Raw genomic sequence first — 20159 nt, 5'->3', positions numbered from 1 at the left:
GAGCAGATCGCATGGACGTTGCGTCAACCGACTACGCATGGGCGCCGTCAACCTTCGTCGATCGCGGCTCTAGACAGGGTCTGCCGAACAATCCTGAAGCCGAGGCGAATGTTCTCGCAGCGATGATCCTGTCGGGCGATGTCGTGGAGGATGCCACCGTCGAGCTCGTACCCGATGACTTCTACCGGCCCGCGCACAGGACCCTGTTCATGGCGATGCAGGACATGAGCGCTCGCAGCCTTCCGATCGATTCCATCTCGCTCATCGATTACCTGCGCTCCATAGACAAGCTCGCCGCCATCGGCGGGGAGGCATACGTCTTGGAGCTCATAGGGCAGACGCTGGCGCTGGTGAATTGGCAGCACCACGCCGGCATCGTGCGGCGCGATGCCATGTTACGCGAGATCATCGGGGCCACGAATCAGATCAACGCCCTGGCCTTTGATGCGCCCCTCGACACGCATGAGGTCATCGAGCGCGCGGAGGGCATGCTCCTGTCGGTGACCGCACGCGAGGTCAAAAGCTCCTTTCAACCGCTCACCGCGTTCATGGCAGAAGCGTATGCCGAGGCTGAGGAGGTCAGCCTCGCAGGTGGCGTGGCGCAAGGCGTCCCCACTGATTTCCCGAGTCTCGACCGCTTGCTGCTGGGTCTGCGCGAGGGGCAGCTCATCATCGTGGGAGCCCGTCCCGCGGTGGGCAAAACGTCGTTCTCGCTCAATCTCGCGCTCAATGCCGCCGCGGCCGGTTACCGCGTCGGGTTCTTCTCGCTCGAGATGAGTGGAAAGGAGATCGCCCAGCGACTCATCTGCGCACAGGCTATGATCTCGATCTCAGATTTTCGCTGCGGCAATATTCGAGCCGAGCAATGGGCGAGCATCAATGAGGCGACCAGAGATCTGTCAAACCTCGACATCCTGATCGATGACACCCCCGGGACGACTATCACCGAGGTCAGAGCCAAGGCCCGCCGCATGCTCCATAACCACGAGCGAGCCGTCATCATCCTTGATTATCTGCAGCTCGTGAGCCCGCCCCCCGGCCGCCGCGCTGAGAACCGCGCCGTCGAGGTCTCCGAGATGAGCCGCGCGCTCAAGATCATGGCAAAGGATCTCAAGGCCCCCGTCATCGCCTTGTCGCAGCTATCCCGTGCAGTGGAATCGCGCACGGGGAAACGCCCGCAGCTTTCAGATCTTCGCGAGTCCGGATCCATCGAGCAGGATGCGGATATCGTCATGTTTCTGGACCGATCTTCTGACGAGCAGGAGGCCCAGCGCCCCGATCGTCCCGACACGGGGGTCACCCGAATCATCGTCGCGAAGAACCGCTCCGGCCCGACCGGTGAGGTCGATCTCATGTTCATCCCCGCTTCGACAAAGTTCTATGAGCTTGATGGCGTGCATGGAGAGGTCTGAGGACGCGATATAATGTGAGCGTTTGTCGCTCGTCTTGAGCCGCGCGCGCCGTGCGGCTCACGATGGAGCTCGAGTGAGGAGATGCGATGGCTTCAGCAATACTGGTCGGGACGCAATGGGGTGACGAGGGCAAGGGAAAGATCTGCGATCTGATAGCCCCCTCCTTCGATTGCGTCGTGCGCTACCAAGGTGGTAACAACGCCGGGCACACCATCGTTGTCGGCGAAAAGAGGTTCGGCCTCCATCTGGTGCCATCCGGCGTGCTCTACGAGCACGTCATCCCTATGATCGGCAACGGATGCGTCGTCGATCCGAGCGTGCTCATCCAGGAGATCGACATGCTCGAGGCCGAAGGCGTCAGCTGCGAGCGGTTGAAGGTCTCGGGCAATGCGCACATCATCATGCCCTATCACCTGGATCTTGACGGCGCCTCGGAGCGGCGCCTCGGGAAAAACCTCATCGGTACCACGAAGCGCGGCATCGGCCCATGCTACCAAGACAAGGCGGCGCGCATCGGCCTGCGCATGCAGGACATGCTCGACCCAGATATATTTAGCAAGAAGCTCGCTTGCGCGCTCGACAGAGCCAATCCGGAGCTGGAGCTGCTCTTCGGCTTGCCCACCTACAGCGTGGAGCAGATCTGCGAGGCGTACCTGCCTTTCGCCGAGCGGTTGGCTCCCTACATCTGCGAGAGCTCGCTTGTACTCAACGACTTGCTCGATCAGGGGAGATCCATCTTGTTCGAGGGAGCTCAGGCGACGCTTCTGGATATCGACCATGGAACGTATCCCTTCGTCACATCCTCGAGTTGCACGGCGGGTGGAGCTATCACCGGATCCGGCGTCGGCATGGGTCATGTCGAGCGGATCCTCGGCATCGCCAAGGCCTATGTGACCCGCGTGGGGTCCGGGCCGTTCCCCACCGAGCTCTCCTATGAGGACGAGATCGGTCGGCAGCTGACTGAGACCGGTGCGGAATACGGCGTCACAACCGGTCGCCGCCGCCGCTGCGGGTGGTTCGATGGCGTTATCGCCAATTACTCGGCGCGCGTGAACGGTTTGACCGATATCGCGCTCACGAAGCTCGATGTTCTGTCCGAGCTGCCGATCATCAAGGTGTGCGTGGCCTATGAGTGCGACGGTCGCCGCTACACCTCGGTGCCGGAGCATCAAAGCGCCTTCCATCATGCGCGCCCCGTCTACGAGGATCTGCCGGGATGGCAGTGCGACATCACGAGATGCCGGTCCTTTGACGAGCTGCCCGACGCCGCCCGGGCCTACGTGCACGTCATCGAGGACCTCGCGCACACCAAGGTGTCCATCATAGCTGTGGGGCCTGATCGCGAGCAGACCATCATGCGCAGCTGGGACTGAGCTAAAACGACCAATGGTTCGCCAGGCGCATCGCGAGGAGGATTCATGCTTGAAGCCAAAGATGACATCGATCGATCGATTGATATCCTGCTGCTGGGGGCAGGTGGTCGCGAGCATGCGATCGCATCCCGGCTCAGCGCGTCCGCGCGCGCCGGAGCCCTCTACATCGCACCCGGAAACGCCGGAACTGCGCAGGTCGGCGAGAACGTCGAGCTCGACGAGAGCGATCCCGCCGCGGTGTGCTCCTTCGCCCGCGAGCACGGGGTCGGCCTCGTGGTCATCGGGCCCGAGGCACCGCTTGTAGCCGGCGTCGCCGATGCCGTGCGCGCAGCCGGTATCCCCTGCTTCGGTCCCGGCCGCGATGCGGCTCGGCTCGAGGGCTCGAAGAGCTTCTCTAAGCGGCTCATGGAGCGCGCATCGATTCCCACGGCGCGCTATGCCGTGTTCTCTGAGGTGAACGACGCACTCGCCTATGTTCGCGAGCAGGGCGCCCCGCTCGTGATCAAGGCTGATGGCCTGGCAGCCGGCAAGGGTGTCACCGTGGCCCATGAGCTGGATCAGGCCCTCGACGCGGTTCGCGCATGCTTCTCGGGAAGCTTCGGCGACGCCGGCTCGCAGGTGGTCATCGAGGAGATGCTGAGCGGACCGGAGTGCTCGCTGCTCGCTTTCACCGACGGGCGCGTGGTGCGCGCCATGGCTCCCTCGCAGGATCATAAGCGCGCCTGGGACGGGGATCGAGGTCCCAACACCGGTGGCATGGGCGCCGTGAGCCCGGTGCCCGTCGTGAGCGACGCCGAGCGCAGGGAGATGGAGCGAATTCTCGATGCCGTCATGGTCGCTCTCGCCGAGGACGGCATCGAGTATCGCGGCTGCATCTACGGGGGCTTCATGCTCACCCCGAGCGGCCCCAAGGTGATCGAGTTCAACGCGCGGTTCGGTGATCCCGAGACGCAGGTGGTTCTGCCGCGCATGGAGGGCGATCTGTTGGAGATCATGCTCGCGTGCGCGCGCGGAGGTCTCGATGAGGTCGAGATCGGATGGCGCGAGGATTGCGCGCTCACGGTGGTGCTCGCCTCTGCCGGCTACCCGGGCTCCTACAAAACGGGCAAGCCGATCAGCGGCATCGCCGCAGCCGAGGAGATCGATGGCGTAACGGTCTTTCATGCGGGCACGACCCGTCTCGGCGATCGCGTGGTGAGCTCGGGGGGTCGCGTGCTGGCGGTGACAGCGCTGGGGTCGACGCTTTCGATCGCCCGTGAGCGCGCCTATGCGGCGTGCGAGATGATCGACTTCGAAGGCAAGGTATACAGGAGCGACATCGGCGAGCGCGCGCTTCAGGGTCGCTCCCGCCGGGTTTGAGCTCCTTTTCGCATCGCGGTCTCGGCTTCAGCTTCGAGCCTCGCCGAAATGGGATTCGAAGGTATGATTTCCAGCAGAAAGGAAGGGCGGACAGCAATGAGCGACACAACTGGAGATAGCGGCTCTGAAGCCGGGGATGCACGGTCGGCTTCTTGTGGCCGGTCGAAAGACGACCATGTCGCCGATTCGGAGCCCGACGTCCGCGACGCCGAGCACGAGGGTCTTGTCTTGGGCGATGAAGACGAGCATGATGTCGAGCTTCACGAAGACATTCTCACGCAGGACACCGTCTGGTCCGGCAAGATCTTCAATGTGGAGACCTCCGATGTACGGCTTCCCAACGGGCGCTGCTCACAGCGCGATGTCGTGCGCCACGTGGGCGCGGTCGCCATCGTCGCGCTCACCGAGACGGGCAAGATCGCCCTGGTGCGCCAATACCGGACCGCTCTTGACCGTGTGACCGTGGAGATACCGGCCGGCAAGATCGATCCGGGTGAGGAGCCGTTGGAAGCCGCTCGCCGCGAACTCAAGGAGGAGACCGGCTTCGTGCCCGGTCGCATCGCGTATCTGACGACGATCGCCACCTCTCCCGGGTTCACCGACGAGCTCATTCATCTGTATTTCGCCACGCAGCTCGAGCTCGGCGACGCCTGTCCCGATGAGGATGAGTTCCTGAATGTGGATCTCGTCGACGTGCACGAGCTTGTCGACGCGGTGCTCGACGGCAAGATCGAGGACGCGAAGACGGTGATAGGCGCGCTCGCATGCGATGTCATGGCGCACCGCCTCGAGCAGGAGCTTTCACAGCCACATGAGGACACGTCAGCGGCTTGCGATGAGCGCGATATCTAATCTGTTTCGTCTGAGAGGAGACCGAGCCATCCATGTTTAGACGGTTCATCTCATACTACCGGCCCCAGCGGCTCCTGTTCGCAGCCGACACCGTCTGCGCTCTGGTCATGGCCGGGATAGATCTGGCCTTTCCCAGCATCTTGCGGGCGCTCACAGGCGGGTTGTTCACGCGCGACAGCGACGCGATCACAGGCGCGCTCGGCTATATCGCCGCAGGTCTCATCTGCATGTATGCGTTACGGTGCGGCTGCCGGTACTTCGTCTCGGCTCAGGGTCACGTCATGGGCGCGCGCATGGAATCGAGGATGCGGCAAGATCTGTTCGATCAATACGAGCGATTCTCGTTCAGCTATTTCGATCGCGTGAACTCCGGCGACATGATGAGCCGCGTCGTGAACGATCTGTTCGACATCTGCGAGGCGGCCCATCACGTGCCCGAATGGATCGTCATCTGCGGCACCGAGATCATCGGAGCCTTCGTGATCCTGTTTCTGATCTCGCAGACCCTGGCCGCGGTCATGGCCGCGGTCACGCTGATCTTCGTCATCGTCATGGTGCGCCAGAATCTCACGATGCGAGCCGTCTACACCGACAACCGCATCAAGATATCCGAGGTCAATTCCCAGCTGCAGGATTCGCTGGCCGGCATGCGCGTCGTGAAATCCTTCGCGAACGAAGAGACGGAGCGCCGCAAGTTCTACCGATCGAATGACCGCTATCTCGGGTCAAAGGAATCGATGTACAAGGTCATGGGCACCTATCAGACCACGAGCGCTCTCATGACCGGATCGCTCTACACCATCATCGTCGTCCTCGGAGGCTATCTCGTTGCGCAGCGCTCGATGAGCCCGGTCGACATGGCGACGTTCGCGCTCTACATCACGTTGTTCACAGGCCCCATCGAGACGCTTGTGAACTCCACGGAGGTCTTCCAGAAGGCGATCGCGGGGTTCCGGCGCATGGACGAGGTGCTCGAGAGCATGCCCGAGATCAAGGATCGCCCTGGAGCCACCGATCTGGTCGTCAGGCGTGGCGCGATAGAGTATCGCGACGTCAGCTTCTCTTACGAGAACCGCGAGATCTCCGAGAGGGGACATGCGCGCCCGGTCATCGATCACATGAATCTCGCTATCGCCCCCGGTGAAACCATTGCGCTCGTGGGCCCCTCGGGAGGCGGGAAATCGACGACTTGCGCGCTGCTCCCGCGTTTCTACGATGTGAGCGCCGGTGCGATCACCATCGATGGTCAAGATGTGCGCGATGTGACGCAGGAGAGCCTTCGTCGGAGCATCGGTCTCGTGCAGCAGGACGTCTACCTGTTCGATGGGACGATTCGCGACAACATCGAATACGGACGGCCGGGAGCGACCGACGAGGAGATCGCCGACGCGGCACGCAAGGCGAACATCCATGAGTTCATAGAATCGCTTGAGGACGGCTACGATACCGTTGTCGGCGAGCGCGGCGGTCGGCTCTCCGGCGGGCAGAAGCAGCGCATCGCGATCGCTCGCGTCTTTCTAAAGGACCCGGCGATCCTCATCTTGGATGAGGCGACCAGCGCCTTGGACAACGAGAGCGAGGAAGCCGTGCAGGATTCGCTGGAGCATCTGGCGGAGAACCGCACGACCGTCATCATCGCGCACCGCCTATCAACTATCAAACACGCCGATGAAATCGTCACCGTGGAACATGGTCAGGTCGTGGAGCGCGGTACCCATGAGGAGCTTCTTGCCCGTGGCGGAACCTATGCACGGTACTATCGAATGCAGTTCGAGGGCGTGCGCATGGTGGGGAAATCGAACGCGACAGGCAGATGATGGCGAAGAAACCGCTGACACGTGAAGAGGTCACAGAGCTGTTCTCCGAGCTCGATGCTTCGGGCGTGCTTGATCCAGCTTATGGTCGCTCCCACGAGTCCGCTCGTCAGCGACCCGATGGAGCAGGCAGGCCGACGGCGGGCGCAGGGCCCATCGGCAGACTTCTGGGTCAAGGGGATCGGCCTCGACGCCGTCGAACGATCGACCCGCTTTCCGCCGACGATCCATCCGGCTCAAAGGTCGGGCACACCATCTCCCGCGCCGCGATCGGCTTCGTCGTCGCCACGTTCGCCCTGATCGTCGGCATCCAGATCATCTACGGCGTGATCCGGCGTCTCAACACGGCGAACCTCTCCGAGTCGGTCACGATCGATACCGTGAAGACGGCGCTGAAGGGCGGTGTGGAGTGGGGCAGCGGTTTCACGCAGTTCCCGCAGGAGTTCACTGTCGATCAGGCTGACGAGCGCTCCGGCGACGTCGAGGTGAGCGTCACCGATACGCGCTCTCATAACGAGCTCGAGGTATTTTCGAACGCCCAGATCCAAGGATCTGCATTCGCCACGAATGCTCTGTTGAACAATAAGATCAGCCGAGTGGTTTACAACGTCTGGGCCCGCGTCGACGGCGATGGGAACATCTCGCACAGCTCCCTTTTCGGTCTCTTGCCGGCACAAGGCACCAAGCGCCAGATTCTGACATTCATCTGGACGAAGCAGCGCTCAGCCGCTACGAGCAATATCGATCTTGAGCTCAGGATCGTCGGTATGGATGAACAGATCGCCGATCGCATTCAAAAGCAGGTGAACTCCGTGTCCTCCCTCATCGTGAAACCGGGCATCTCGCAGGGCGATCTTGAAGCGGAGAGAGACGATCGCAACCTCCAGGACGCTCTCAAGGGCGCAGAGACGCTCACGGGGGGCGCCCCCGAGAAGGACCCGGCTGGCGTCGTGAGGAAATTCAAGCAGAGCATGCAATGAGCGAGAACTTCAAAGGGTGGCACGTGAGCGAGACCGAGCAGCCGGACGGCTGCCGACACCGCAGCAGAAGCGCGGTTTTCGACTACTATTTACCGAAAATGTAGCGGAAAATGGTCGAAAACCGCGCTTTTGCGTGTCGCTGGCCATGATGGCGAATCGTACCAAACCGGCGTCTTCGCCAAGACGGGCCACACATTGCTCTATCTGATCTGCGACAAGGACAAGGCCTCGGTGACCGGAACAGCGCTGGCGGGATCCTCTATTACCAAGCTCTATGCGCCCGCTTCTTAAAAAGGGGGACGACGAGCCGGTCGGCCGGTGGCAAGACATTCTCGATAGCGGCGGGCACGCTCATCATCATGGATCCAGTGATGCAGCCGATGAGCAGCTCGCGATAGATGGACACGAGTGGCCTCGCTGTGGTTACGATCACGACGAGCCAGAAATTCAAAATGAATATATCCGCTCCGGGCAAGTCGCTCGTCGACTATCAGGTGAACGCGGATCCGAAGGTGCCGGCTCATGGCGACGGAGAAACTCATTGCCGCCAGGGCGAGGCAGGCGACCAACATGAGCTCGGCTTGAGCATCGTCGCGCGATCCTCTGGCGGCGCTCCCGCCGACCGAACCGATGCGGCCGTTGGTTTTCCCCGCTCTTGCGGTCCGCGGTTCATACTATACTTAGAGGCGATGAGTCGGCTTGCTGCAATGCCGGTCGCGATCTCGCAGAAGAAGGAGCCACATGTCAGATCAAAGCACGCAGTCCCAGATGCACCCGCTCTATCAGCGCGAGGGAGACTACATCCCCCGTGTTGCCGCCGTGCACGACATGTGCGGATATGGGAAATGCTCACTTGGCGTCGCGATCCCGGTGCTCTCCGCGGCGGGGGTCGACGTGTGCCCCGTGCCCACCGCGCTGTTCTCCGCTCATACGAAGTTTCCTTACTTCTATATGCATGATACGACGAGCATGCTCACCGAGTATCTGGACGCCTGGCGCGAGGAGGGCATCGATCTGGACGGGGTGTACTCGGGTTTTTTGGGTTCCGCGGCGCAGGTCGACACGATCCAGCGACTGTACCGAGAGTACCCGCGCGCTCTGCGCATCGTCGATCCCGTCATGGGCGATGGCGGCGAGAAATACCCCACCTACACCGATGAACTGTGCTCCGCGATGGCCGGTCTCGTCAAGGGAGCCGACGTGCTCCTTCCCAATCTGACCGAGGTCTCGATCCTGTCGGGTATTCCCTATGAGGGGCAAGACGTCGAGGTTGCCTTCGTCCAGAGAAACGCCGATGCGATGCTCGAGATGGGAGCGAAATCCGTCGTCATAAAGGGCATCGTGCATGAGGGAGAGCATGTCATCCGCAACTATCTGGCGATGGCGGAAATGGATGGCGGTCGCATCCGAGAGATCGCGAGCGATCTTTTGCCCTTTATGCTGCACGGCACCGGTGACCTGTTTGCCAGCGGCGTCACGGCCGCACTGTTCTGCGGGCGCACCCTGATCGAGGCTGTCGGCTTCGCGGGCGATCTGGTGCGCGACGCCATGCGGGTCACGCGCGCCCAGCCCGACTATGAACTTCGCGGAGTCTCGTTCGAATCGGTGCTCGGCGAGGTGACCGATCTGCTGCATCCGAGCAGGCATGCCTGAGCAGACCACTCGGATCGATCTGGCGCGCGATCTCTATCGGGTGCGCGAGCGCGCGAGCGTCCCGAAGTTAAGAATCGAGCGTCCTCGCGTCTGCAAGAAACGGTACAATACGTGAAACCAATCCTTTAAGCCGGTCCCGAGAGACCGGAAAGGAGCGCATATGCACGACAAGCAGCAGGCAAGCCCGGCAGGTTCCGATGCAGAGTCGAGAAGCATGGCCGAGCGCATCATGGCATCGACATCCAAGGGCATCCGCGGTCCCGCGATCCTTCTTTTGGAGGACGGGACCGTTTTTTATGGCCGAGGTTGCGGAGCATGCGGCACATCGATCGGCGAGGTGTGCTTCAACACCTCGATTGAAGGCTATTTCGAGGTGCTGAGCGACCCTTCCTACGCCGGCCAGATCGTGACGATGTGCTATCCGCAGATCGGCAACTACGGCGTCGCGTCCGCAGACAGCCAGATGCCCGCAGGGGATCGGGCGCGCCCCGCACTCAGCGGGATGATCGTCCACGATATGTGTCCGACGCCATCGAGCTGGCGATCGAACGAGAGCTTGCCGGCCTATCTCAAAAGGCACGGTGTCGTCGCCATCGAGGACGTTGACACGCGCGCACTCGTGCGCCATCTGCGCGATCATGGTTCCCAGCAGGGGATCATCTCGACCGACACGCTCGATCTCGACGAGTTGGCGCGCTCGCTTTCGGAGGCGCCCTCGCTGGTCGGAACGAATCTCGTCAAGAAGGTGAGCGGGCTCGCTCCTGCCAGCTGGGGGACAGCCGAACTGGCCTGTGGACATGCGTTTGCGCTCAATGAGCCACCGCGCCCCCGCCATCGCGTGGTCGTCTTGGACTGCGGGGTCAAGCGTTCGATTCTGGACGGTCTCGTTCGAGCGGGTTGCGAGCTTCGTATCGTCTCTTGGGACACGCCGGCCGCCGAGGTGCTCGCAGCTGAGCCGGACGGTGTGTTCTTGTCAAACGGACCCGGAGATCCCGAGGCGGTACGTGTCACCTATGAACAGGTGGCCGAACTCATCGGGCGCGTGCCCGTCTTCGGCATATGCCTGGGACATCAGATGATCAGCTTGGCCGCAGGCGGACGCACCGAGAAACTCGCCTTCGGGCACCACGGCGGCAACCATCCGGTCATGAATCTCATCAGCCGCCGTGTCGAGATCACGGCGCAAAACCACGGATTCGGCCTCGACTTCTCTTCGCTGGGTCCGATCGCGCCGGCGCTTTCGGGCGGCTTCTCCGCCCATGTCGAGGATGGCGATCTGCGCGCTTGGGTCGAGCGCGGGATCGCTCCGGTAGTGGACAACGAGCGCTTCGGGCGGATCCGCCTCACGCACGTGAATCTGAACGACGGCACACCCGAAGGCATCCAGCTGCTCGATCGATCCGCGTTTTCGGTGCAGTACCATCCCGAGGCGTCTCCGGGGCCAACTGATGCGCGCTACCTGTTCGGCGCCTTCAGCCGACTCATGGACGGCGACCCCGACTATCTGGACATAGATATCTCACGCGACCGCGTCGCCGGCTGGCGTTTTGGAGCCGATCCCGCGCGGTTCGACCGTGCGTCGGCTCAAGCGGATCAGCACGAGGCGACATCTTCGAGAACGGAGGTCGCTCATGCCTAGACGGGACGACATCAAGCGGATTCTCGTGATCGGATCGGGCCCCATCGTCATCGGTCAGGCTTGCGAGTTCGACTACTCCGGCGCGCAGGCGTGCAAGGTCTTGAAAGAGGAGGGATACGAGGTCATTCTTGTGAACTCGAACCCCGCGACGATCATGACCGACCCCGGACTCGCTGATCGCACCTATGTGGAGCCGGTCACCGCCGAGTTCATCGAGCGCGTCATCGCCCGCGAGCGACCCTGCGCCCTGCTTCCGACGCTCGGTGGCCAAACCGGGCTCAATACCGCGGTCGAGCTGGCTGAAAGCGGCGTCCTCGATCGATGGGGAGTCGAGATGATCGGCTGTGATCTGGCTGCCATCGAGCGCGGCGAGGATCGCAGGCTCTTCAACGAGGCCATGGCCGAGATCGGCTTGCCTCTGGCGCGCTCCGGCTATGCCTATTCAGTCGACGACGCGATCGAGATCGCGGCCCGAGTCGGCTATCCGTGTGTCCTGCGTCCGAGCTACACGCTGGGAGGCGCGGGGGGTGGCATCGCGCACGACGAGGAGGAGCTTCGCGAGATCGTCTCCCAAGGTCTCGAGCTGTCCTGTGCCGGCGAGGTGCTCGTCGAGGAGAGCATCGAGGGTTGGAAGGAATACGAGATGGAGGTCATGCGCGACGCCGCAGGCAATGGCATCATCGTGTGCTCCATCGAGAATCTCGACCCCATGGGGGTGCACACCGGCGACTCCATCACGGTCGCGCCCGCGCAGACGCTCTCCGATATCGAATACCAGCGCATGCGAGCCGCTTCGCTGGCCGTGCTCGAGAAAGTGGGCGTCGAGACCGGCGGGTCCAACGTCCAGTTCGCTGTCAACCCCCGTGACGGCCGCCTGATCATCATCGAGATGAATCCGCGTGTGAGCCGCTCCTCGGCTCTTGCGTCGAAGGCGACCGGCTTTCCTATCGCGAAGGCGGCTGCACGGTTGGCGGTCGGCTACACGCTCGATGAGATCGTAAATGACATCACGGGGGCGACGCCGGCCTGTTTCGAGCCTGCGATCGACTACTGCGTCGTCAAGATGCCGCGCTTCGCTTTCGAGAAGTTCAAGGGGACCGACACCACCCTCACGACTCGTATGAAGGCCGTGGGCGAGATCATGGCGATCGGGCGCACATTCGAGGAGGCGCTCGGCAAGGCGATCCGCTCGCTTGAGGACGGACGAATCGGACTCATCAGCGGTGCGCTCGCAGAGGCTGGCTCGCTGACAGACGAGGAGCTGGCGGCGCGGGTGTCCGATCCCACCGAAGGCCGTCTGCTCGCGGTCGCTTGCGCTCTCGACCGGGGCTGGGCACCGACGCGCGTGAACGAGCTTTGCGGCATTGATCCATGGTATCTCGATCGCATCTGCGACATGGTCTCAGCGATGCGCTGCGTGCGCGCCTCGCGCGTCGAAGACATCGACGCCGACGCGATGCGACTGCTCAAATGCTATGGTGCCTCCGATGCGGAGATCGCCGAGCTATGCGGCAGCGATGAGCGCATCGTGCGTGCCTGGCGCAAGGGCCTGGGCGTGATACCGTCCATGCGAGGGGTCGATACGTGCGCCGCCGAGTTCGCCAGCACGACCGAGTATCACTACAAGGCATATGATGGGCTCATGCGCACCTCTCCGAAGGCGAGCCGACGCGCGAGCACGGATGAGTCCAGGGGAGCTTCGCGACCCAAGATCATGATTCTGGGGGCGGGGCCCAATCGCATCGGCCAAGGTATCGAGTTCGACTACTGCTGCGTGCATGCGAGCTACGCGTTGCAAGACGCCGGCTTCGAGACGATCATGGTCAATTGCAATCCAGAGACGGTCTCAACCGATTACGATACCTCGGACAGACTCTACTTCGAGCCGCTCACCTACGAGGACGTCATGGACGTCGTCGATGTCGAGCGCCCCGACGGCGTCATCGTCACATTGGGAGGGCAGACGCCGCTCAAGCTCGCCGGCGCTCTGGCGGCCTCCGGTGTGCCCATCTTGGGCACCCAGCCCGAGGCGATCGATCTTGCCGAGGATCGCGAGCGCTTCTCCGCGCTTCTGGACGAGCTCGGTATCCGATATCCGAAGGCGGGGATGGCGACGAGCTGCGCTCAGGCCGAGCAGGTTGCGGATCGAATCGGTTATCCGCTGCTCGTGCGTCCGAGTTACGTTCTCGGAGGACGTGGCATGATGATCGCCTACGACGGAGAGCATCTGGGAGCCTATATGAGGGAAGCGGCTCGCGTGAGTCCGGATCACCCCGTCTACCTCGATCGGTTCCTGGAGGGTGCCATCGAGTCGGATGTCGATGCGCTCTCAGATGGCGAGCAGGTCTACATCGGGGGCATCTTGGAGCATATCGAGGAGGCGGGCATCCATTCCGGCGACTCGGCCACATGTCTTCCGGCGTTCTCGTTCTCCGACGCTCTGATCGCGCGGTTGCGTCAGACGACGCGCCGGCTCGCTCTGGCTCTGGGCGTGCGCGGACTGGTGAACATCCAATATGCCATCCAGGGCGAGACGGTCTACGTCATCGAGGCGAATCCGCGGGCGAGTCGCACCGTGCCATTCATCTCGAAGGCAACCGGAGTGCCTCTTGCCAAGTGCGCCGCGCGGATCATGGCCGGCTCGACCATAGCCGAGCTCGGTCTGCCCGATGATGAACGCAATCTGGAATGGTTCTGCATGAAGGAGGCGGTGATGCCGTGGGGTCGCTTCCCCGGTGCCGATGTCGTGCTCGGGCCCGAGATGAAGTCGACCGGGGAGGTCATGGGTATCGCGCGCAGCTACCCGGAGGCATATGCGAAGTCCCAGCTTGCGATCAGCTACAAACTGCCGACCCCCGAAGGGGGCAAGGTCTTCATCTCCGTGTGCGATCGCGACAAGCGGCATATCTTGGCGCTCGCGCGCATCTTACGCTATCTGGGCTTCTCCATATGCTCGACGGAGGGCACCGCGCGTGTGCTCACCGGGGGAAATGTTCGCTGCGAGGTCGTGCGCAAGTTCAGCGAGGCTCATCCCAACATAGGCGACATGATCGGCGACGATGAGATAGGGCTCATCATCAACACCCCTTATGGCCCAGGTTCGCGCGGCGACGGCTATCGACTGCGCACCGAGGCGGCACGACGCGGGATCACCTGCGTGACTGCCCTATCCGCCGCCAACGCCTTCGTCGCCGCGCTCGAAGCGGTCCGTCAGGATCGGGAGGTCTGCCGAAGCGAGGCCGGTGCCGAGGCCCTCACGGCTCACGCGGGCCTCGAGGTCATAGCGCTCCAGGATCTGCCGCAATATGATCTCTAGTCGAAGGCGTTCGCCTGCGCCGCGCTATACTTGATCGAGTTCGAACCGTCATTTGGAGGCAAATTATGGCAGAAACTGTCGAGAGGGACCCCCTTGTGGGTATCATTCTAGGGTCGAAGTCCGATCTTCCGGTCATGGAGGGGTGCACATCGGAGCTTGAGCGCTTGGGGGTGCCCTATGAGCTCAAGGTCGCCAGTGCGCATCGCTCACCGGACAGAGTGCACGAGTGGGCGGAAACGGCGGCGCAGCGCGGCTTGCGAGTCATCATCGCAGCGGCTGGAAAGGCGGCGCACCTGGGAGGTGTGGTCGCGGCCTACACGCCGCTTCCCGTTATAGGCGTCCCCATCAAGACGAGTGATCTGGGAGGTCTTGACTCGCTGCTGTCGATGGTGCAGATGCCCTCGGGGGTGCCGGTCGCCTGCGTCGCCATCAACGGCGCCAAGAACGCCGCCATCTTCGCGACGCAGATATTGGGTGCCGGAATGCCAGAGCATCGTCGTGCCATCGAGCGTATGAAACAGGAAATGGCCGAAGCGTAGAGGATGGCGCATGGGAGCATATCAGCCAAAGAGGTTCGCGCACCCAGATGGCCGACGCGCTGGCAGCACCTTTGGTACAGCTCAGAGCGCTGACGCGCCGCGTCACGCCCGCTCCTCAGGGCTCGCACCGATGCCGCGTCGGTCAAGCTGCGGCGCGCACGCGAGGTCCGCTCACGCATGTGCGGATGATCCGCACCGCGGACGTCGCCCGCGCGGAAATCGGCGCATCGTCTCGACGCTGCTGCTCTTGGTGGGTCTCGCGCTCGCGGGCGCGGCGGCGTACATCTTCATCTCCGCGCAGCTGGGCTATCACGAGGCGGTCGACTCCTATAGCGGTCTCACGAAGTACGCCCACATCTCAGAGGGTGACGACGACGTTCCGCCGAAGGTTGATTTCGACCAGTTGAACGCTATCAATCCGGAGATCGTCGGTTGGATCTACATTCCCGGTACGAACATCAACTACCCGGTCGCTCAAGCGTCCGACAACGAGAAGTACCTGACGACGCTGTTCGACGGGAAGAAGAATCCCTCCGGATCGATCTTCATGGACGCGTCTTGCACCTCGCCGGGCATGATTGATCAGCAGACATCGCTGTATGGACACCACATGAACAACAAGACGATGTTCTATCAGGTGAACGATACGACCGATCAGGCGGCTTTTGATAAGATCACGATCGCCTACTATATTACCCGGGAAGGGACCTCCAAACTCAGGCCCCTTCTCACCGCTGTGGTTCCCGACTCCTATTCGAAGGCGCGCGCGCGGACCTTCATCGGTGACGGTGCTCTGTCCGATTATCTGAGGGACATCATGAAAAGCGCGAAGGCGAAGGCTCCTGATGCGGAAGAGCGCTTGGACTCGACAGAGAAGGTGCTCTCGCTCATCACCTGCAGCAGCGAGATCCCCACAAGCGATAGAACCGTCATGGTGCTGACGCTCGAGCAAAGCGACTCCTGAGATGGCGGGTGCGCGCAAGGTTGACAACGAGCTCTCAGCAGGCTACGAGGGCGCAAGCGAGCACAAGAGCCTGCCGCTGATCATCAAAGCGTATGGTCTTCTGTGCTTGGCCGACGGAGCGTTCTCGCTTCCCTCTGTATCGGTCCATATCGGCAAGATGATCTGGGCGCTCCTGCGCGATCCCCGGGCAGCGATCGTGGGAATAGATCCGTCTCTGGCGACGGTGGTCGCCGCTCTCGCGCTCGGCGTGTCGGTCATCGATGGGACCGCGCTCGTGGCATTCGGCATCGCCCTGCTCAGAAATCGACGACGATACGCGGGGCGCGTCTCGCAGATCCTGATCATCACGACGTTTTTCCAGATCGTGCTCGGCGCGATGATGCAGGGAATCGGAACTCATCTGATCGCTCCGGCGATCCAGCTGCTCATCTTGCTGCCGCTTTCGGTCATCGTCGATCCCGCGCTGCTCCAAGAGCGTCGTCTTCAGCGTCGGCTGCGCAACATGGTGGAGCGCGACGCCGCCGACGAGGGGATGCTCGGGCGCGATCTGGATGGGCGAGGCTACATTCAGCTCAACTTCTTCAACCTGTTCTGGGTCTTCATGGTCTCCAGTGTTCTCGGTCTCGCCATCGAGCTCGCATTTCACATGCTTTTCGTGGATCCCGGTTCCTATCAGGATCGCGCCGGGATGCTGTTCGGCCCGTTCTCCCCGATCTACGGATACGGAGCGGTGCTGCTCACGATCGCGCTCAACCGATTCTATCGGAGCAACTTCTTGATCATCTTTCTCGTGAGCGCTCTGATCGGGGGCCTGTTCGAGTTCGCTGTGAGCTGGTTTATGCAGACGGCGTTCGGTGCCGTGGCGTGGAATTATTCAGATGCCGTGATCTTCGGGGTGCCCGATCCGGTCGCCTCGCTTCTGCAGGGCAGGACGAGCACGGAGTTCATGATCATGTGGGGTCTTCTCGGTCTCGGCTGGATTCGGTTCTGCCTGCCCAGACTCCTGCGCCTCATCAACAAGATCCCGTGGAAGATGCGCTACTCGCTCACCACGCTGTGCGCCGTGCTCATGATCATCAACGGCGTTATGACGCTTCAGGCGATCGACTGCTGGTTCGAGCGGATCTCCGGAATTCCGCCGAGCGACCCGGTTCAGATCTTCTACGCGACCTACTTCGATAACAGACGCATGGAGCGCAGGTTCCAGTCCATGTCGATCAATCCTGAGGTCTCGAGCCGCATCGATGCCGATAGGGCGGATCGCGCGGTGAACTCAGATCGATAGCGGCGCTCTCCTGTGATTCACCGAATGGATCTAGAGCGCGTCGATAAAGCGCTGCAGCGCTGCGCGTCCCGCCTCGTCCCACTTGAACACCCCGGCGTCCTCGAGTACACCGGCGAACACGCCACCTACCTCATCGCGCAGCACCTGGGAAGCGGTGTCTCGCGATATGTCCGGGTGCCGCGCGAAGACATTCTCAGCCCAAGCGGCATGCGGCTCGCTCAAGGGATCCGATGCGAGCGCCTCGGCGAGCCGATGCTCTGCGAGGGTACGGTCCTCGGTGTCCTCGGCTGCGTCCACAAGATGGGTCTCGACGGCATCCAGCTCATCGATGAGGCGCGCCGGGAGGATCGCGAGCCCCATCACCTCGATGAGTCCGATGTTCTCCTTTTTGATGTGATGGTATTCGGCATGGGGATGGAACAGGCCGAGCGGATGGGCTTCACTGGCAATGTTGCATCGCAGCGCGAGGTAGACCTCATAACGAGATTCGGGTGCGCACGCCGAGCTCGCGGTCGCGTCCTCGCAGATCCTCATGATGGGCGTCACCGTGTTGTGGGGGATGCCATCCGGTGTGCGCGAAAGGATTCCCTGAGATTCGTCGGACCAGCCCCGCCAGGTATCGATCACGTGGACGCACGCGTCAATCAGGTCGACGCGGTTCGCGCTCCGCAGGCGGATGACCGACAGCGGCCAGCGCAACGTGGCGAACTCCACATCCGGATATGCCGGCACGCCGAAGCGCCCCTCCACCTGAGCGCGCATCATGGGAAACTCGTGCGCCCCCCCTTGGAAGTGGTCATGGGACAGGATCGAGCCTCCCACGATGGGCAGATCGGCGTTGGATCCGATGAAGTAGTGGGGGATGGCATCCAAAAAGTCAAGCAAGCATGCGAGTGCCGCTCGATCGATGTGCATGGGCCGATGTATCGCACTCATGGCGATGCAGTGCTCGCTGAAGTACGCATAGGGGCTGTATTGCAATCCCCAGGGTTGCCCGCCCATCTCGATCGGCACGATACGCAGGTTCTGACGAGCCGGGTGAGCGCCGCCGGCCTCATCTGCAGATCGGCCCGGGTACCCTTCGTTCTCGATGCACAGCTGGCAGGCCGGGTAGTTCCGCTGAAGGGGCCGTGCTTTACCGGCGGCGGCGATCTCTCGTGGATCCTTCTCCGGCTTCGAGAGGTTGATCGTGATCTCGAGATCACCCCAGCGCGTGGGAGCGCACCAGCGCACGTTGCGTGCGATGGCTTCACGACGCACATACCCGACATCGCAGCACATACCGTAGAAGTAATCGGTGGCAGAGCGCGGACCCCGCTCCTCGGCGAGAGCCTTGAAGCGCTCCGCCACCTCGGAGGGACGCGGCGTGAGCGCACCCATGATGCGCATCGAGATGCGATCGCGCGCGCTGGCGGTGTCTTCGACGACACCGCGCGCCACAGCGTCCTCGGCGAGCGTGTGAAGGGTTGCCTGCAGATCGACTTCGATGGCCGGTCGGGTGCCCTCCGCGCTCGTCCGGCGCAGCGTCCAGTCCTCAGAGGGACCCGGCCCGCTGGCATCGATGGCACCGAGAAGGACGTTATACGCCCATGTGCTGTCGCCACCCTCTATGAGATCGCGGGCGATCGCGTAGTCGACCAGCTTCTCGATCGCCTCTGCGCGCCGCTGCGCCATCACAGCCATGTCGCTGATGCCCCCTGAGCAGCGATAACGTAGCGCCGGCATGATCCCGCTCCCAGCCAGGCGTCCATGCGTCGGCTGAATTCATCGGTGAGATCGAGGGGAACGAAGGCTTGAATCGAGCCACCGAACCCACCGCCATGGATGCGCGTGGCCCCGCGTCCGCTGAGCACGCGCTCCGCGAGACCGAGTGCGAGCATCGCCGGCTGGTATCGATCTCCGCTCGAGACATTTTGGAGAAACATCGCCGAGCTCGCGCCCGATTCGCGTGTGAGGTCGAGAAATGCGTCCATATCACCGCGTCTGAGCGCGTCCCACCTCTCATCGACCAGCTCGTTCTCACGCCAGTAGTGGATGGCGCGCAGCACCGCGCGATCACCGAGTTCCTCGCGCAGGCGCATCGCGCGCGCATCGAAGTCCGCCGGATCGACTTCGCACAGCCGCTTCTTGCCAAAGTTAGCGGCGACCTTTTGCATCTCATCGGGAACAGCCGCGTAATCCTGAGTGAAGCGACTGTGGTCGCAGCCGACGTCAATGAGCATCAGAGCGTAGCCGTGCCGCTCGAAGTCCAAATCGAGCTTGGCGCTTCGCGGCTCGTTCGCGATCTCGAAATCCATGAACGCGAGCCCCCCCAAGCACACGGCGAGCTGATCCATGAGGCCGCAGGGTTTGCCGAAGTAGTCGTTCTCAGCTCGCTGGCCCATGCGCGCGAGCGTCTGGGGCTTCAAGGCCACGCCTTCCCAAAGCGCCTCCATCGCCCGACCCAAAGCTGCTTCCATGGCAGCAGAGGACGATAGCCCGCCGCCGTTGGGTATGGTGCTCGCGAGCACGAGATCCAACCCCTGCGGGCTCCGACCGGTTTCCCGCATCGCTTGGGCCATGCCCCGGACGAGCGCCGCGGGACTGACGCGCTCATCGACGTGTTGAGCGAGGTCGTCGACGCAGACGCAGAAGTCGGGATAGCCCTCGCTTGATACGCGGATCTCGCGGCAGCCGTTCGCGGCGGCAACACCGGAGATCGCCGCATCGAGTGCTCCTGCGATCACATGGCCGCCTTCGTGATCGGTGTGGTTGCCGGCGATCTCGGAGCGCGCCGGCGCGTGCACGGCGAGCAAACGTGCTCCATGAGCCGATCCGAATGCCTCCTCAAACAGGTTGAGGACGTGATCAGTGGCGGTCATGATGATCCTTTCTCTGGACACGGCATCTGGAATAGGTTGGATGGATGATGCGAAACACCGGCCCTCCAGAGCATGCGAAGGGCATCCATCTGCTTCGGATGCACCTTTTTCG

The 20159-nt window shown here is 62.4% G+C and carries 15 protein-coding genes; 12 read left to right on the top strand and 3 right to left on the bottom strand.

Features of this window, described 5'->3' with window-relative positions:
• Positions 1-11 precede the first annotated feature (11 nt).
• The 6 genes from dnaB (at position 12) to CORGL_RS09055 (ending at position 7790) form a co-directional block, all read left to right on the top strand.
• The gene (gene dnaB, locus CORGL_RS09080) at positions 12-1412 is read left to right on the top strand and encodes a replicative DNA helicase (RefSeq protein WP_013709614.1); all 1401 of its coding nucleotides are present in this window, start codon (positions 12-14) and stop codon (positions 1410-1412) included.
• Between the two features lie 86 nt (positions 1413-1498).
• A complete protein-coding gene (locus tag CORGL_RS09075) occupies positions 1499-2785 on the top strand; it encodes an adenylosuccinate synthase (protein ID WP_013709613.1) in 1287 nt (428 codons plus the stop codon).
• Positions 2786-2830: 45 nt separating this feature from the next.
• A complete protein-coding gene (purD, locus tag CORGL_RS09070; protein ID WP_013709612.1) occupies positions 2831-4144 on the top strand; it encodes a phosphoribosylamine--glycine ligase in 1314 nt (437 codons plus the stop codon).
• Between the two features lie 96 nt (positions 4145-4240).
• A complete protein-coding gene (locus CORGL_RS09065; protein ID WP_013709611.1) occupies positions 4241-4996 on the top strand; it encodes an NUDIX hydrolase in 756 nt (251 codons plus the stop codon).
• 32 nt (positions 4997-5028) lie between these two features.
• Positions 5029-6813, top strand: coding sequence for an ABC transporter ATP-binding protein (locus CORGL_RS09060; protein ID WP_013709610.1), 1785 nt, complete (start codon positions 5029-5031; stop codon positions 6811-6813).
• Complete coding sequence (locus CORGL_RS09055) at positions 6810-7790, top strand: hypothetical protein (RefSeq protein WP_049777712.1); 981 nt, start codon at positions 6810-6812, stop codon at positions 7788-7790. Before CORGL_RS09060 ends, CORGL_RS09055 begins: the two co-directional genes overlap by 4 nt.
• 262 nt (positions 7791-8052) lie before the next feature.
• Here CORGL_RS09055 and CORGL_RS09050 read toward each other — a convergent pair whose 3' ends face one another.
• Complete coding sequence (locus tag CORGL_RS09050) at positions 8053-8223, bottom strand: hypothetical protein (protein WP_172633565.1); 171 nt, start codon at positions 8221-8223, stop codon at positions 8053-8055.
• 308 nt (positions 8224-8531) lie between these two features.
• Here CORGL_RS09050 and CORGL_RS09045 point away from each other — a divergent pair, with 308 nt between their 5' ends.
• The 6 genes from CORGL_RS09045 (at position 8532) to CORGL_RS09020 (ending at position 17186) form a co-directional block, all read left to right on the top strand.
• Complete coding sequence (locus CORGL_RS09045; protein ID WP_013709607.1) at positions 8532-9443, top strand: bifunctional hydroxymethylpyrimidine kinase/phosphomethylpyrimidine kinase; 912 nt, start codon at positions 8532-8534, stop codon at positions 9441-9443.
• 160 nt (positions 9444-9603) lie between these two features.
• Positions 9604-11082, top strand: a complete 1479-nt coding sequence (carA, locus tag CORGL_RS09040; RefSeq protein WP_013709606.1) for a glutamine-hydrolyzing carbamoyl-phosphate synthase small subunit — start codon at positions 9604-9606, stop codon at positions 11080-11082.
• Complete coding sequence (gene carB / locus CORGL_RS09035) at positions 11075-14398, top strand: carbamoyl-phosphate synthase large subunit (RefSeq protein ID WP_013709605.1); 3324 nt, start codon at positions 11075-11077, stop codon at positions 14396-14398. The genes carA and carB overlap by 8 nt, the downstream gene beginning before the upstream one ends.
• A 65-nt stretch (positions 14399-14463) precedes the next feature.
• Entirely contained in the window at positions 14464-14937 is a 474-nt protein-coding gene (gene purE, locus CORGL_RS09030; RefSeq protein ID WP_013709604.1) for a 5-(carboxyamino)imidazole ribonucleotide mutase, read from the top strand.
• Positions 14938-14947: 10 nt separating this feature from the next.
• Entirely contained in the window at positions 14948-15901 is a 954-nt protein-coding gene (locus CORGL_RS09025; RefSeq protein WP_013709603.1) for a class B sortase, read from the top strand.
• A gap of 1 nt (position 15902) precedes the next feature.
• Entirely contained in the window at positions 15903-17186 is a 1284-nt protein-coding gene (locus CORGL_RS09020) for a putative ABC transporter permease (RefSeq protein WP_013709602.1), read from the top strand.
• Positions 17187-17216: 30 nt separating this feature from the next.
• Here CORGL_RS09020 and CORGL_RS09015 read toward each other — a convergent pair whose 3' ends face one another.
• Both CORGL_RS09015 and CORGL_RS09010 read right to left on the bottom strand, forming a co-directional pair.
• The gene (locus CORGL_RS09015; RefSeq protein WP_013709601.1) at positions 17217-18869 is read right to left on the bottom strand and encodes a UDP-glucose--hexose-1-phosphate uridylyltransferase; all 1653 of its coding nucleotides are present in this window, start codon (positions 18867-18869) and stop codon (positions 17217-17219) included.
• Positions 18860-20047: a galactokinase gene (locus CORGL_RS09010; protein WP_013709600.1), complete on the bottom strand. Its 1188-nt coding sequence runs from the start codon at positions 20045-20047 to the stop codon at positions 18860-18862. The genes CORGL_RS09015 and CORGL_RS09010 overlap by 10 nt, the downstream gene beginning before the upstream one ends.
• Positions 20048-20159 lie beyond the last annotated feature (112 nt).

Source organism: Coriobacterium glomerans PW2, from assembly GCF_000195315.1.
GTDB classification, from domain to species: Bacteria; Actinomycetota; Coriobacteriia; order Coriobacteriales; family Coriobacteriaceae; genus Coriobacterium; species Coriobacterium glomerans.
The sequence above is the reverse complement of the archived record's forward strand: the minus strand, read 5'-3'. Positions and strand labels throughout refer to the sequence as shown.